Below are 14,977 nucleotides of genomic sequence, written 5' to 3'. Positions count from 1 at the left end.
ATGGCCGACTGGAACGACACGATCATCGAGGAGTTCCGCGCGAACGGCGGGACCGTGACCACGGGCGGCTTCGGGAGGAGCCTCGTGCTGGTGCACCACCGCGGCGCCCGCTCCGGTGAGGAGCGCGTGACTCCGCTGATGGCGCTGCACCCCTCCGAGGACGTCTGGCTGCTCGCCGCGTCCGCCGCCGGTGCGCCGAAGCACCCCGCCTGGTTCCACAACATGATCGCCCACCCGGACCTGGCGATCGAGACCCCCGACGACGGCACCGTCGACGTCCGGGCGCGCGTCCTCGCCGGGGAGGAGCGCGACGCAGGCTGGGCCCGCTTCACCACCGCCTCCGCCGGCTTCCTCGACTACGAGAAGCGCACCACCCGCACCATCCCGGTCGTGGAGCTCACCCGCCGCTGACCGCGGCTCGTCAGCGCAGCGGCACGGGCACCGTGTCCGGCGTGCTCCAGCGCAGCGCGATCCGCTCGCGGAAGCCGCCGCTGCGCAGCTCCGCCTCGAGCGCGTCGATCACCACGGGGAGCAGCGCGCGCCGCTCGATCAGCAGGTCGAGCACGAGCCGGTCGCCCGCCGTCAGCAGCACCGGGCCCGATCCGGGCAGCACCGTGATCCACTGGCACTCCCCCACCTGCACGCTCCGGTGCCGGCGGAGACGTCGGAGCAGCTCGGGCAGCGCCCGCGGATCGAGGGCGGACACGTCGGCACGGAGGGCGATCACCCCGCGAGCGTGCCCGCGACGGACGACCTCCCGCCGACCTCCCGGTGAACACCGCGCCTCCGCGGGACGCCGTCCGCGAGAACGACACGACAGGAGCCCGCCCCGCGGCGCCCCGCACCCGGGAACGGGAGAAGCCCCCGACCGGACATCCGATCGGGGGCTTCTCTCCGGTTCTCTCGAACCCGGTTCTCATGAACTCCGGTTCTCATGAATTCTGGTGCGCGAGGGGGGAGTTGAACCCCCACGCCCTTTCGGGCACACGGACCTGAACCGTGCGCGTCTGCCTATTCCGCCACTCGCGCTCACCAGCGGCACCGAAGCGCCGACGAGAAATCGTAGCATCCCCCGGCCTCCGAGCCGAACCGGCACCCGCCGCCCCGGGCCGTCGCTCCCCCGGGAGCCGCCACCGGGCCGCCCCGGTGAGAGCGCGCACACGGCACTCCGGCCGCGAAACCACCGCGGAGGATCGCGCATCCAGACCATCCCAGTAACATGCCCGTAGCCGTGCGCGGCGCAGACCAAGAAGAGGAAGCGGCGACGGGCGCGCAGACATCTCGATCCGTGCGCGACCGCCGAGAAGGCGAAGAACCGGAAGATCGGAAGACTGTGGGCATACTGGACAACTTCGAGAAGGGACTCGAGCGCGTCGTCAACGGCGCGTTCGCGCGGACCTTCAAGTCGGGTCTGCAGCCGGTCGAGCTCGCCTCCGCCCTCCGCCGGGAGCTCGACACCTCCGCCGCCGTGGTCAGCCGCGACCGCATCCTCGTCCCCAACAGCCTGGTCCTGCGGATGTCCGCGACCGACCTCGACCGGATGCAGCGCCTCGGCGCCACCCTGATCGACGAGCTCACCACGGTCGCCACCGAGCACGCCACCAAGCAGGGCTTCCGCTTCCCCGGCCCGATCGACATCTCGCTCGCCGTCGATCCGGCGCTCAGCGACGGCATGGTCGAGGTCGACTCCCGCAGCGTGAAGGGCACCGTCGCCTACACGCCCGTCCTCGACATCGACGGCCGGCGCCACCCGATCACGAAGGCGCGCACCGTCATCGGCCGCGGCAGCGACGCCGACATCACCGTCGACGACTCGGGCACGTCCCGCAAGCACGTCGAGATCCTCTGGGACGGCTCCCGCGCCCAGGTGCACGACCTCGGGTCCACGAACGGCTCCAAGCTCGACGGCCGGCCCGTCACGCAGGCGCCCCTGGCCCCCGAGCAGACCATCACGATCGGGCGCACCTCGATCGTCTACCGCGTCGTGCAGGGCTCCGCGCCCGCACGCACCGACCGCCCGTCGTCCGGCAGGGCAGCCGGACGCGGCTCCGAGGGATTCTGGGACGACCGGCTATGAGCGAGCTCACTCTCTTCCTCCTGCGCATCGCGTTCCTCGCGCTGCTGTGGTTCTTCGTGTTCGGCATCGTCTACGCGCTGCGCTCCGACCTGTTCGGGCAGCGCGTGCGCAAGCTGCCGCCCGGCGCGCAGGCCGCGTCCCCCGAGGCCCCGTTCGTGACGGCGGCCCAGCCCGTGGTCGCTGCGGCCGCCCCGGCTCCCGCGCCCGCGCAGCCCGCCTCCCCATCGGCCCCCTCGGCCCGGAGGAGCCGCGAGGCCGCCGCCGAGCGCGCCGAGCAGGGAGGTGCCGCCACGGTCCACACGGCGCAGCGCCTCGTGATCACCTCGGGCCCCAAGCGGGGCACCGAGCTCGAGCTGACCGGCGACCCGCTGACGATCGGCCGCTCCGCCGAGTCGACGCTGGTCATCCGCGACGACTACACCTCGACCCACCACGCGCGCCTGCTCCTCTGGAACGACGAGTGGATGATCCAGGACCTCGACTCCACCAACGGCACCTTCCTCGACGGCCGCCGTGTCGGCGCGCCCACCAAGGTGCCGCTGGACACGCCCGTGAAGGTCGGCACCACCACCTTCGAACTGCGGCGGTCGTAGCGCGTGGCCCCCACTCCGGAGAGCGGCTCCGGCCACGGCGCGGTGCGCGAGAGCGCCGCCGTCTCGCACGTCGGCAGGATCCGCTCGAACAACCAGGACTCCGGCTACGCGGGCCGGCAGCTCTTCGTCGTCGCCGACGGCATGGGCGGCCACGCGGGCGGCGACGTCGCCTCCTCCATCGCGATCAAGCGCATCGCGGAGGCGGACCGCGTCTACGCCTCCACCTACGAGGCCGAGGACGAGCTCAAGCGCACCCTGCTGGCGGCCAACACCCTGCTGGCCGACGCCGTCGTCGACCACCCCGAGCTCACCGGCATGGGCACCACCGTCAGCGCGATCGCCCGCGTCGGCGAGTCGGTGGCGATCGCGCACATCGGCGACTCCCGCATCTACGTCCTCCGCGACGGCCGGCTCGAGCAGGTCACGACCGACCACACTTTCGTGCAGCGCCTCGTCGACTCCGGCCGCATCACGGAGGAGGAGGCGATGACGCATCCGCGCCGCTCCGTCCTGATGCGGGTCCTCGGCGACGTGCACACCAACCCCGAGATCGACACGCTCACGCTCGAGACCGAGCCGCACGACCGCTGGCTGATCTGCTCCGACGGCCTCTCCGGCGTCGTCCCGCACGACGAGATCCTCAAGGAGCTCAGCCGCGACGAGACCGCCCAGCAGGTGGCCGACCGCCTGATCCGCGACAGCCTCTCGCACGGCGCCCCGGACAACGTCACCGTCGTCGTCCTCGACATCCCCGGGGCGGGCGACACCGCGCGCATCCTCGCCCCCGTGGAGGAGCCGGTGGTCGTCGGATCGGCCGCCGCGCCCACGCCCTTCAGCACCGACGACTCGCAGAACCGCGTCCGGATCCCCGGCCTCCGCCTGCACACCCGGGCTCCCGCCGCGCAGGGCCCCACCCACTTCGAGCCCGCGTCCGAGGACTACCTCGACGAGCTGATCGAGGAGGACCGCCGCCGGCACCTGCGCCGCCGCATCACCTGGCTCGTCGGCCTGTCCCTCGTGCTCATCATCGGATTCCTCGGGATCCTCTTCGCCTACGACTGGACGCAGTCGCGCTTCTACGTCGGCACCGACGGGGACACCGTGATCATCTACCAGGGCATCCAGCAGTCGGTCGGCCCGCTCTCGCTCTCGGAGGTGAAGGAGGACACGGGCATCCCGCTCGACTCCCTCCGCGCCTACGACGTCGAGCAGCTGGAGCAGACGATCAGCGCCGACTCCTACGCCGGCGCGGTCGACATCGTCGAGCGCCTCACGGACGCGAACGGAGCACCATGACGGACGCCGCCACGGCCACCGCCCGCCCCGCCCCCGAGCGGCAGGGCTTCTTCCGCCAGAAGCTGCGCAATCTCGAGCTCCTGCTCCTGATCGGCGCATGCCTCATCGACGCCGGCGCGATCGTGCTCGTGCAGCTCGGCGCCCTCGGCTCGATCGACACCACGCTGGTCTCGCTGGGCGCCGGCCTCTCGGCGCTCGTGCTCGCCGTGCACGTCGTGCTGCGCTTCGCGGCCCCCGCGGCCGACCCCTTCCTCCTCCCGATCGCCACCGTGCTGAACGGCCTGGGCGTCGCCGAGATCTACCGGATCGACATCGCCGACGGCGCGACCGGCTGGGAGTCGGTGGCGGTGCGGCAGATCTTCTGGAGCGCCCTGGCCGTCGTGGCGGCGATCGTGGTGCTGCTGGTCATCCGCAACCACCGCGTGCTGTTCCGCTACACCTACGTCGCCGGGTTCGCGGCGATCGTGCTGCTCCTGCTGCCGCTCCTGCCCTTCATCGGCCGCGAGGTCAGCGGCGCGCGCGTCTGGATCGGGATCGGCGACGTGGCGAGCTTCCAGCCCGGCGAGATCGCCAAGATCGCCCTCGCGGTCTTCTTCGCCGGCTACCTCGTGCGCAACCGCGACTCCCTCTCGATGGTGGGCCGCACCGTCCTCGGGATGCGCTTCCCGCGCCTGCGCGACCTCGGCCCGATCCTGGTGGTCTGGGCGGTCACGATGGGCGTCATCGTCTTCCAGCGCGACCTGGGGACGGCTCTGCTCTACTTCGGCCTGTTCCTGGTCATGCTCTACGTCGCGACCGGCCGCACCAGCTGGGTCCTCATCGGCGTCGGCCTGTTCCTCGGCGGCGCGCTGCTGGCGAGCCAGACGCTCGACTACGTGGGCAACCGCTTCGCCAACTGGCTCGAGCCCTTCAGCGCCGAGCGCTACGGGGCGGATCCGGGCGGCAGCTACCAGCTCGTGCAGGGCCTCTTCGGCCTCGCGCACGGCGGGCTGCTCGGCACGGGCCTCGGCCAGGGGATGCCGGATCTCACGCCGGTCCCGCAGTCCGACTACATCATCGCCAGCCTCGGCGAGGAGCTGGGCCTCGCCGGGCTCTTCGCGATCTTCGGCCTCTACCTCCTGCTGGTCTCGCGCGGGTTCCGCATCGGCTTCGCCGGGCAGGACGACTTCGGGCGCCTCCTGGGAGTCGGCCTCTCGTTCGTGATCGCCCTGCAGTGCTTCATCGTCATCGGAGGCGTCACCCGCGTCATCCCGCTGACCGGCCTGACCACGCCGTTCCTCGCCGCCGGCGGCTCCTCCCTCGTGGCGAACTGGATGATCGTGGCGGTGCTGCTGCGCCTGTCCGACACAGTCCGCAGTCAGCCTCGTCTGGTGGTGTGATCCGTCGATGAACCGAGAACTCAAACGGGTGAGCCTCGTCGTGCTGACGATGTTCGTGGCCCTCTTCCTCTCCACCACCACCATCCAGGTGATCCAGGCCGACTCCCTCGACGAGGACGGCCGCAACACGCGGACCCTCTACGAGAGCTTCTCGACAGAGCGCGGTGCGATCCTCGCCGGCGGTCAGCCGATCGCCTCCTCGACGCCGTCGGACGACCTCTACAAGTTCCAGCGGCAGTACGCGAACGGCCCGCTCTACTCCGCCGTGACCGGCTACTTCACCCTGAACCAGGGCACCACCGGCATCGAGCGCACGCTCAACGACTACCTCTCGGGCACCTCGAACTCGCAGTTCTTCGACGAGATCAACAACCTCGTCACGGGCCAGGACCCGAAGGGCGCGTCGGTCGAGCTCTCGATCGACCCGGTCGCCCAGCAGGCCGCCTTCGACGCGCTCGGCGACTACACGGGGGCCGTCGTCGTGACGGAGCCGGCCACCGGCCGCATCCTCGCGATGGTCTCGAAGCCCGCCTTCGATCCCACCGCGCTCGCCTCCCACGACACCGACGACGTCCTCGCCGCCTACCGGGCGCTGAACGACGACTCCTCCGAGCCCCTCGTGAACCGGGCGATCGGCGGCTCGCTCAATCCGCCCGGCTCCGTCTTCAAGCTCGTCGTGGCCTCGGCCGCCCTCGAGTCCGGCCGTTTCACGGCCGACTCGAGCTTCCCCAACGTCGAGTCCTACACGCTGCCCGGCTCCTCGTCGCAGGTGATCAACTCCGGAGGCGGTCTCTGCGGCTCCGGAGAGACGGTCACGCTGGCCACCGCCGTCTCGCTCTCCTGCAACGTCCCGATGGCCGAGATGGGCGTGCAGCTGGGAGCGGACGCGATCCGCTCGCAGGCCGAGAAGTTCGGCTTCGACACCGAGCTCGAGATCCCGATGTCGGTCGAGGCGAGCACCTACCCGACGAAGACGGACGACGCCCAGACGGCCCTCACCGCCTTCGGGCAGTACGAGGTGCGCGCGACGCCGCTGCAGATCGCCATGGTCTCCGCGGCGATCGCGAACGGCGGCGAGGTGATGCAGCCGAACCTGGTCGACTCGATCCGCTCGCAGGACCTCAGCGTGCTGCAGCAGTTCCAGGAGAAGTCGCTCGGCCGGGCCGTGAGCACGCAGACCGCGGACGCCGTCAAGGCGATGATGGTCGCCAGCGTCCAGGGCGGCGCGGCGACGAATGCAACAATAGGGGGCGTCACTGTGGCCGGTAAGACCGGTACCGCCGAGAACGGCGGGGACGACCCGTACACCCTCTGGTTCACCGGCTTCGCGCCCGCGGACGACCCGCAGTACGCCATCACCGTGCTCGTGGAGAACGGTGGAGGGCTCGGCCAGACCGGGTACGGCAACCTGATCGCCGCACCCATCGGACAACAGGTACTAGAGGCGGTGCTGAACAAATGAGACCCACGACAGGCCTCACCTTCGGGGGACGCTACGAGCTGCAGTCCCGGATCGCCATCGGCGGCATGGGAGAGGTGTGGCAGGCGACAGATCTCGTCATCGGCCGCACCATCGCGATCAAGATCCTGAAGGACGAGTACCTCGGCGACCCCGGCTTCCTCGAGCGCTTCCGCGCCGAGGCCCGCCACGCGGCGCTGGTCAACCACGAGGGCATCGCCAACGTCTACGACTACGGCGAGGAGGACGGCTCGGCCTACCTGGTCATGGAGCTCGTCCCCGGCGAGGCGCTCTCGACCGTCCTCGAGCGCGAGCGCGTCCTCTCGACCGACAAGGTCCTCGACATCGTCGCGCAGACCGCGCTCGCCCTGCACGCCGCGCACGCCGCGGGCCTCGTGCACCGCGACGTGAAGCCGGGCAACCTGCTCATCACGCCGGACGGCCGCGTCAAGATCACCGACTTCGGCATCGCGCGCATCGCCGACCAGGTCCCGCTGACGGCGACCGGCCAGGTCATGGGCACGGTCCAGTACCTGTCCCCGGAGCAGGCGAGCGGCCAGCCCGCCTCCCCCGCCACCGACATCTACTCGCTGGGCATCGTCGCGTACGAGTGCCTGGCCGGGCGCCGCCCCTTCACGGGCGAGTCGCAGGTCGCCATCGCGATGGCGCAGATCAACGACACCCCGCCGGAGCTGCCGGTCACCGTCGCGGAGCCGGTGCGCAACCTCGTCTACTCCTGCATCGCCAAGAAGCCGGCCGACCGCCCCGCCACCGCCGCGCACCTCGCGCGGGCGGCCCAGGCGCTGCGCTCGGGCGACGTGCGCGGAGCGGCGCTGGCCGTACCCGCGGTCCTCAGCGACCTTCCCGCGACGCAGGCGACCACGGTCCTCCCCTCCAACCAGGGCGCGACGCAGGCGACCACGGTGCTGCCCTCCGGCGCGGCCGCGGCCGCGGCCGCCGCTCCGTTCGTGCCGATCGAGGAGCCGCTCGAGCCGGCCGAGGAGCCGCGCAGGCGCAGCCCGTGGACCTGGCCGCTGATCGCCCTCATCGTGATCCTCGCCGTCGTCATCGCGGGCACCATCTTCGCCCTGACGACCGGCGGGAGCAGCGACCCGGCCGCCTCCCCCACCGCGACGACCAGCACGGCCCCGTCGCCGACGCCGTCCGAGACTCCGAGCCCCACGCCGACGCCGACCTCGAACACGGTCGTCATCGACAAGGCCGACTACGTCGGGCGCTCCTTCGACGACGTCGAGACCGAGCTCGAGGCCCTGGGCATGGGCGTCCGCCGCGCGGACGGCCCGAGCGCCCCCACCGCCGAGCAGGTCGGACTCGTCGAGGACGTGAACCCCACCGCGAACGTGGTGAAGGGCACGACCATCGAGGTCTCCGTCTTCACCGAGGTCGCGACCCCGGACGCGCCGACCGCCGTGCCGACCGTCACCCCCGCCGCCTCCAGCGTCGAGGCGGGCGCGACGTTCAACGTCACCTGGAGCAACTACAACCAGTGCCCGAGCGGAACCTCCGTGAGCGGTTACCGGGTGACCGCGACCGGTGAGGGCGCGAGCGTGACGAGCACCAACCCGTCGAACTCGACGACCGCGACGATCCAGGCCGGCACCACGGCCGGCACGATCGACGTCACGTACACCGTGCTCTGCGGCGAGTCGGAGTCGGCGGCCTCGCCCACCCTCTCCGTCACCGTCGAGGAGCCGGCTCCGACCCCGGCGCCGACCCCCACCTCGAAGGCCACCTCGACGCCCACCCCCTCCGAGTAGCGGCGGCGCGCCGGGCCGGGGCACCGCTCCGGCCCGGCGCCTCGCGGCCGTCGCGTCGCGCCCCCGCCCGGAACACCAGGGGCCCATAGGTACACTTGCCGTGGCTCCTCGGGGCCGCACCACACGGAAGTACAGGGCGGGAGCGTGCGCGTGACGGATGAGGGTCGCCTGATCGCGGGACGGTACCAGGTCGGGCCCCGGCTCGGCCGCGGCGGGATGTCCGAGGTGTACCTCGGCACCGACACCCGGCTCGGCCGCACCGTCGCCATCAAGGAGCTGAAGCTCTCCCTCTCCTCCGACTCCGCCTTCCGCCTGCGGTTCCGCCAGGAGGCGCAGTCGGCGTCGCGCATGTCGCATCCCACGATCGTCCGGGTCTTCGATGCCGGCGAGGAGGTCTCGCTCGACGACAACGGCGCCGAGTCGCGCCGGCCCTTCATCGTCATGGAGCACATCGAGGGCCGCCTCCTCAAGGACCTGATCGCCGAGGGCCCCCTCGACGTGGACGAGGCCGTCCGCATCACGGAGGGCATCCTCACCGCCCTCGAGTACTCGCACCGCGCAGGCGTCGTCCACCGCGACATCAAGCCCGGCAACATCATGCTGACCCCGTCGGGCCAGGTGAAGGTGATGGACTTCGGGATCGCCCGCGCCGTCTCCGACTCGGCCGCCACGGTCGCTCAGACCACGGCGATCCTCGGCACCGCGGCCTACTTCTCCCCCGAGCAGGCGAAGGGCGAGCAGGTCGACGCCCGCAGCGACCTCTACTCCGCCGGCATCGTGCTCTTCGAGCTCCTCACCGGCCGTGCGCCCTTCCGCGGCGACACCCCGGTGGCAGTCGCCTACCAGCACGTCAGCGAGACGCCGCCGGCGCCGAGCTCCATCAACCCGGCCGTCACGCCGGCGCTCGACGCGGTCGTCGCCCGCGCACTGTCGAAGGACCGCTACGAGCGCTTCCAGGGAGCTGCGGAGTTCCGCGACGACCTGCGCGACGCCGCCGCCGGACGCCTCCCCGACCACCGCCCGATCGACGAGCTGACCACCTCGCTCTTCGCGGCCCGCAGCCAGGGCGGAGTCAACGACTCCGAGCTCGCCCTCCGCCAGCTGGCCGAGGACAACTCGATCGTCCGCACCCAGCGCCGCCCGCCGGTCCTCTGGATCTGGTCCTCGATCGTCGTGCTGGCCGTGATCGTCGCCGCGCTCGTGATCTGGGTGCTGACGCTCCAGCCCGCGTCGACACTGCCGTCGCAGTCGCGCGAGGTCCCCACCCTCACGGAGACCACCTACGATAGCGCCCAGTCGACCCTGACCGAGCTCGATCTCGTGCCGAGCCAGGTCGCGGAGTACAGCTCGACCGTCCCCGAGGGCGAGGTGATCCGCACGGATCCGGGCTCGGGCACCATCGTCGCGCCCGAGACGGTCATCCGCATCGTCGTGTCCCAGGGCCCGCAGCCCGTCGCCGTGCCGGACACCGTCGGGCGGAGCCTCGCCGAGGCCATCGACGCGCTCACCACCGTCGGCTTCGTCGAGGGCTCTCAGACCCGCGAGAACTCGCCGACCGTCCCGGGCGACGTCGTGCTCTCCGCCTCCCCCGGAGCGGGCCAGCAGGTTGCCCCGGGCACGCCGGTCGACCTCACCGTCTCCTCCGGCCAGGTCACGCTCCCCGACCTCGTCGGGACGCCCCTCAGCAGCGCGCTGGCCACCCTCGCTTCCGAGAAGCTGCAGCTCGTGGGGGTCGAGGTCCCGGACGAGACCTGCGACGCGACCCGGGCGAACCCGCCCATCACGACCCAGTCCCTGGCTCCGGGCGACGTCCCGCAGGGATCTACCGTCCAGCTCGGATACTGCGCGGGCTGACCCGGCCTGCAGCCCGCTGCGGCTGCGGCTGCGGCTGACGGCGCCCGGTGGAGGCCGGGCCGCTGCTCTGCGCGCCGAAGAGGGCTCGTCCGGACGTTGCTCGTCGGGTTCGATGCTCCACGAGGCCGACAGCCCCGGGGTGAACGGCTACGCCCGGCGAGCGTCGGCGAGCGGGGGCTGGAGCCGCACGACCTCGCCGGCTGCCGATCCGTCGGCGGGGCGTGCGATCCTGCCGCGGATGTCGCTCGGGGTGAGCCCCTCGCGGCGCTTGAGCGCACGGCGGAGGTGGTCCGCCGAGGAGAATCCGGACGCGGCGGCGATCGCCTCGAGCGGGACCTCCCGCGGGCGGCGGCGCAGGAGCTCCACGGCGCTGGCGACGCGGGAGCGCTCGATCTCGCTCGCGACCGTGGTGCCCGCGTCCTCGAAGAGCCGCTGGAGGGAGCGGGTGGACACGTTGACCGCGTCGGCCACCGCCTCCGGGGTGCAGCGCGGCGTGCGGTGCGTCCGGTCGATGACCGTGCGCGCGCGCCCGAGCGTGGCGGCGCGCACGCTCGTGGTGCCGGGCTGCGAGCACGCCGCCGCGAGGAACGCGCTGGTGAGGAGCTGCTTGACCACGTGGGCGAAGCCGGTGACCTCGCCCTCGCCGGGCAGCCCCGTCCCGGACTCCGCCGCGAGGGCGAAGGCGGTCGTGAAGGCGTATGCGGCGCGGGTGGACCGGGCGTCGGGATCGAGCGCGTAGACCGGGGCCGACGTGTCGAAGCCGTAGCGGCGCATCTCGTCGGCCCGCAGCGAGAGGTGGAGGATCGTGGCCGGTGTCGTCGACTCGGTCGTGAACGTCGTGGTCCCCTGCTGGTACGAGATCGAGCCCGGACGCAGCAGCACCGTTCGGTCCGGCGCGACCATGCGCACGAAGCCGTCGATGAGGAAGCTGAAGGTGAGGAAGGAGGTGTCGTCGGCCGGCCACGTCCCGCGGAGGACGCGCAGCGGCGAGACCGTCATCAGCACGACGCTCAGATCGGCGGTGCCGAATCCCGAACCGGTGATGCTCGGAACGGTGCCGGGTTTGACGACGATGCGCGGACCGAGATTCTCGAGTTCTCGGATTCCCGAGAAAGCCCAGGAGATCGATGCGACCATGAGGTCCCCCCGGACTTCTCTTCTGCGGCGCCGACCCCCTGTCGACGCCCTCTGATTATGCAGGGAAAAGGGGTCGCATCCTCCGCCGGGAGCCCGTCAAAACCCGCCACCTGATCGGGGGGTGCGCAAGGGGGTGGACAAGGTCGCGCTCATACCCTGTAACGGCGTTCTCCTCCGCCCGCCGTCATTTAGCCGTCAGATGGCGGATTTCTGCGTGAGAACGCGCTCAGGGCGGCATCCCCGTTCGGGGGACGGTGGTCGCTGATCATTCTCCATGCTCTCGACTCGATAACGAGCCCGATAAGCCCGGCGAATTCCGCCTCATCGAGCCGGGATCGAGAGTCCGGGCGTGTCGTCGGCCGATACGGACGCTCCGCCCGGCCTCACCTCGCGCAGCCAGTTCTCGAGAAGGCGCCGCCCGCCCTCGGTGAGGACCGACTCCGGATGGAACTGCACGCCCACGAGCGGAGCACTCCGGTGCCGGACGGCCATGACCACTCCCTCCGGTGTCCGCGCCGTCACCCGCAGCTCCTCGGGAAGGCTCTCGCCGTCGACCGCGAGCGAGTGGTACCGCATCGCGGCGAATCCGGAGGGCAGGCCGTCGAAGAGCGGATCTCCGTCGTGGAGGACCGCGGACGTCCGGCCGTGCAGCAGCTCCGGCGCCTCCGTGACGCGGGCGCCGAGAGCATGGGCGAGCACCTGGTGGCCGAGGCAGACTCCGAGCAGCGGCCGCCCGGTCGCCTCCGCCCGCTGCACGAGCGCCGTCGACGCGGGGACGTCCTCGGGGCGACCCGGCCCCGGTGAGACCAGAACCCCGTCCGCCTCCTCCGCGCGAGCCAGGAGCGCCGCCCTCCCGAGGTCGTCGCCCTCGACCACGTCGACCTCGGCACCGAGCTCGCGGAGGTACGAGACGAGCGTGAAGACGAAGCTGTCGTGGTGGTCGACGACCAGGATCCGCGGGGCCGCGCCGGCGGTCACGAGCCGACGGTCACGTTCCGGTCGAGCACGAGAGACTGCACCCAGGGGAACACCCACTCGTCGAGCGCCACCAGGACCGCCGCGACGAGGACGAGGACGATCAGGAGCCGGACCCACCACGGCCCGGGCAGGAGCCGCCACAGCGCTGCGTACACGGTCAGCCCTCCTGAGCCAGCGAGGCGGCGATCTCGGCGGGGGCCCCCGCGGACCGCGGCTGGAACGAGTCGAAGACGCCGTACGCGATGATCCGCTCGGCCGTCGAGTAGAGCGGGTTGCAGCTCGTCAGCGTGATCAGGCGGTCGGTCGGAGCCGCGTCCGGAGTCCACGGGACGGGGTCGATCACCTGGACGTCGGAGGGCTGGACGTACTCGAGGTTGCGGAAGCGGTAGGTGTACCAGCCGTCCGCCGTCTCGATGTAGATCGGGTCGCCGAGCTGGAGCTCGTCGATCAGGTGCATGCCTCCGCCGTACGCGCTGCGGTGCGCGGCGAGCGCGAAGTTGCCGGCCTGGCCGGGCATCTGCGTCCCGGGGTAGTGGCCGATGCTCCCCTCGTCGAGCACGTTCTCGGCGTCGATGCCCTCGGCGATCGTGCGCACCCACCCCTCGCCGTAGCGGGGGATGTAGAGGTTGCCGAAGGAGGTGTCGAGGGCGGCGGCCGACGCGACGACCGGCTCCGCCGGGGCGGCCTCGGTCGGCTGCGGTGCCGGCGAGGAGTCGCTCCAGGTCTCGCGGAGCTCCGCGGCCTGCGTCGTCTGCCGGCCCGCGATCACCGCGTCGTTCCACCAGAGCTGCCAGGCCAGGAAGAGCAGGACCAGGACGCCGGCGGTCATCAGGAGCTCGCCGACGACTCCGAAGAACGAGAGTCGTCGGACCGGGCGGGCCCTCCGTCGCTTCGCTCGCGGCCGCAGAGCCGCCCCGTCGGGGTTCTGGGCGGTCATGCGACGAGTCTAGGCGCGAGCCGTGACCGGCTGTGGCGCACGATCCGGACCTGTGGAGAGCCCTCCCGAGTCGCCGCCTGAGGAGGGCCGAGGGGACCACTCGAGCGCCCGCACCGGCCGCTCCGCGAGTCCGCACAGCACCCGTGCAGCCCCGGCGCTCCCGGCCCGGAGCCTCCGCCCGGTACAGTGGTCGGCATGGCACGAGCGACGAAGAGCCCGAAGCCCGAGCGCGACGAGGCCCGGACCGGCGAGAACGCACCGAATCCGGTCTGGTTCAAGCCGGTGATGTTCGGCTTCATGCTGCTCGGACTCGCCTGGATCATCGTCTTCTACGTGAGCCAGGGCACCCTGCCGATCCCCGATCTCGGCAACCTCAACATCCTGATCGGCTTCGGCATCGCGTTCATCGGCTTCCTGATGACGACGCGCTGGCGCTGAGCCTCCCCCCGTTGTGAACGACGCCCCGTCCGGTCCGCCGACGGGGCGTTCGTCGTCGGTGGAGCGTCTGCGCGCCGCCGGCTGCGTCTTCGCCGAGGAGGAGGCGGGCCTGCTCGAGGAGGCCGCCGGCTCCTCCTCCGACCTCGAGCTGCTGCTCCGCCGCCGCGAGACGGGCGAGCCCCTCGAGCACATCCTCGGCTGGGTCGCCTTCCGCGGCCTGCGCGTCCCCGTCGCACCCGGCGTCTTCGTGCCCCGGGTCCGCACCGAGTGGCTGGTCGACTGCGCCCTGGAAGTCCTCCCGGACGGCGCCGTAGTGCTCGACCTCTGCTGCGGATCCGGCGCCCTCGCCCGGTCGATCTCGGAGGAGCGGCCGGACGTCCGCCTGCTCGCGGCCGACCTCTCCCCCGCCGCCGTCGCCTGCGCGCGCCGCACGCTCGCAGGCCGCGCCGACGTCCACGAGGGCGACCTCTTCGACGCTCTCCCCCGGAGTGAGCGCGGGCGGATCGACGTCGTCGTCGTCAACGCCCCCTACGTCCCCACCGCGGCGATCGCGCTCATGCCGCCGGAGGCCCGGGTGCACGAGCCGATGCTCACGCTCGACGGCGGGTCGGACGGGCTCGCCCTGCACCGCCGCATCGCTCAGGAGGCGCGGGCGTGGCTCGCACCGCACGGCGTCGTCGTGATCGAGGTCGGCGCGGATCAGGCTGCGGCGAGTGCCTCCGCGTTCCAGGCGGCCGGGTTCGCCACCTCGCTGCACCGCGACGACGACCGTGAGGCGACGGCCCTGGTGGCCGTCCGCCGGAGAACTACACCGCTGTAATTATCCCCAGCTGTGGAATCTCCTGTGGAGAACTCCGCGGTCCCCTCCGCGCTGGCCTGCTCAAGGCGAGGAGGGCCCCGATCCGCACCAGTCCGCCGGTCCTCGGACGCGCCGCCGTCCCCGGATCGTCCTCCCGAGGAGGACACCCGGAACGTTCTCCCCAGTGTTAACAACTCTGTGGATAACTTCCTCCCCACCTGTTGAGAGCACCTGTGGACAGCGGTGGAGACG

15 protein-coding genes and 1 tRNA gene are annotated in these 14,977 nt (G+C 71.8%); 10 read left to right on the top strand and 6 right to left on the bottom strand.

The window, feature by feature from the left end:
• The gene (locus C5C59_RS01520; protein ID WP_104238014.1) at positions 1-411 is read left to right on the top strand and encodes a nitroreductase/quinone reductase family protein; all 411 of its coding nucleotides are present in this window, start codon (positions 1-3) and stop codon (positions 409-411) included.
• Between the two features lie 10 nt (positions 412-421).
• Here C5C59_RS01520 and C5C59_RS01515 read toward each other — a convergent pair whose 3' ends face one another.
• A complete protein-coding gene (locus C5C59_RS01515) occupies positions 422-727 on the bottom strand; it encodes a hypothetical protein (RefSeq protein WP_104238015.1) in 306 nt (101 codons plus the stop codon).
• A gap of 215 nt (positions 728-942) precedes the next feature.
• Positions 943-1,029, bottom strand: a tRNA-Leu gene (locus C5C59_RS01510).
• A 304-nt stretch (positions 1,030-1,333) separates the two neighbouring features.
• Between C5C59_RS01510 and C5C59_RS01505 the strand changes: the two genes are divergently transcribed.
• The 7 genes from C5C59_RS01505 (at position 1,334) to pknB (ending at position 10,436) form a co-directional block, all read left to right on the top strand.
• Positions 1,334-2,077, top strand: a complete 744-nt coding sequence (locus C5C59_RS01505) for a DUF3662 and FHA domain-containing protein (RefSeq protein WP_104225775.1) — start codon at positions 1,334-1,336, stop codon at positions 2,075-2,077.
• Positions 2,074-2,670, top strand: coding sequence for an FHA domain-containing protein (locus C5C59_RS01500; protein ID WP_104225776.1), 597 nt, complete (start codon positions 2,074-2,076; stop codon positions 2,668-2,670). Before C5C59_RS01505 ends, C5C59_RS01500 begins: the two co-directional genes overlap by 4 nt.
• A gap of 3 nt (positions 2,671-2,673) precedes the next feature.
• On the top strand, positions 2,674-3,966 hold the full coding sequence (locus tag C5C59_RS01495; RefSeq protein ID WP_244229533.1) for a Stp1/IreP family PP2C-type Ser/Thr phosphatase: 1,293 nt from the start codon (positions 2,674-2,676) through the stop codon (positions 3,964-3,966).
• Entirely contained in the window at positions 3,963-5,345 is a 1,383-nt protein-coding gene (locus C5C59_RS01490; protein ID WP_104225777.1) for an FtsW/RodA/SpoVE family cell cycle protein, read from the top strand. Before C5C59_RS01495 ends, C5C59_RS01490 begins: the two co-directional genes overlap by 4 nt.
• 7 nt (positions 5,346-5,352) lie before the next feature.
• Entirely contained in the window at positions 5,353-6,807 is a 1,455-nt protein-coding gene (locus C5C59_RS01485) for a penicillin-binding protein 2 (RefSeq protein WP_104238016.1), read from the top strand.
• Entirely contained in the window at positions 6,804-8,582 is a 1,779-nt protein-coding gene (locus C5C59_RS01480; RefSeq protein WP_104251208.1) for a protein kinase, read from the top strand. The genes C5C59_RS01485 and C5C59_RS01480 overlap by 4 nt, the downstream gene beginning before the upstream one ends.
• A 150-nt stretch (positions 8,583-8,732) precedes the next feature.
• Complete coding sequence (pknB, locus tag C5C59_RS01475; RefSeq protein ID WP_104237778.1) at positions 8,733-10,436, top strand: Stk1 family PASTA domain-containing Ser/Thr kinase; 1,704 nt, start codon at positions 8,733-8,735, stop codon at positions 10,434-10,436.
• 147 nt (positions 10,437-10,583) lie between these two features.
• Here pknB and C5C59_RS01470 read toward each other — a convergent pair whose 3' ends face one another.
• The 4 genes from C5C59_RS01470 to C5C59_RS01460 form a co-directional block, all read right to left on the bottom strand.
• Positions 10,584-11,573 (bottom strand): helix-turn-helix domain-containing protein, encoded by a 990-nt coding sequence (locus C5C59_RS01470; protein ID WP_104237772.1) that lies wholly within the window; start codon positions 11,571-11,573, stop codon positions 10,584-10,586.
• Positions 11,574-11,894: 321 nt separating this feature from the next.
• Positions 11,895-12,551 carry an aminodeoxychorismate/anthranilate synthase component II gene (locus C5C59_RS01465; protein WP_104237771.1) on the bottom strand — a complete coding sequence of 219 codons (657 nt, stop codon included), beginning with the start codon at positions 12,549-12,551 and terminating at the stop codon, positions 11,895-11,897.
• Positions 12,548-12,706 (bottom strand): hypothetical protein, encoded by a 159-nt coding sequence (locus C5C59_RS17115; RefSeq protein WP_167299010.1) that lies wholly within the window; start codon positions 12,704-12,706, stop codon positions 12,548-12,550. Before C5C59_RS17115 ends, C5C59_RS01465 begins: the two co-directional genes overlap by 4 nt.
• Positions 12,707-12,708: 2 nt before the next feature.
• Positions 12,709-13,488, bottom strand: coding sequence for a class E sortase (locus C5C59_RS01460; protein ID WP_104237770.1), 780 nt, complete (start codon positions 13,486-13,488; stop codon positions 12,709-12,711).
• 195 nt (positions 13,489-13,683) lie between these two features.
• On the opposite strand from C5C59_RS01460, the gene C5C59_RS01455 reads away from it, so the two are divergent.
• Positions 13,684-13,926, top strand: coding sequence for a cell division protein CrgA (locus C5C59_RS01455; protein ID WP_104222667.1), 243 nt, complete (start codon positions 13,684-13,686; stop codon positions 13,924-13,926).
• 58 nt (positions 13,927-13,984) lie between these two features.
• On the top strand, positions 13,985-14,746 hold the full coding sequence (locus tag C5C59_RS01450; RefSeq protein ID WP_104237769.1) for a putative protein N(5)-glutamine methyltransferase: 762 nt from the start codon (positions 13,985-13,987) through the stop codon (positions 14,744-14,746).
• The last annotated feature ends 231 nt before the right edge of the window (positions 14,747-14,977 follow it).

This window comes from Rathayibacter sp. AY1F4, assembly GCF_002931775.1.
Taxonomy (GTDB): Bacteria; Actinomycetota; Actinomycetes; order Actinomycetales; family Microbacteriaceae; genus Rathayibacter.
The sequence above is the reverse complement of the archived record's forward strand: the minus strand, read 5'-3'. Positions and strand labels throughout refer to the sequence as shown.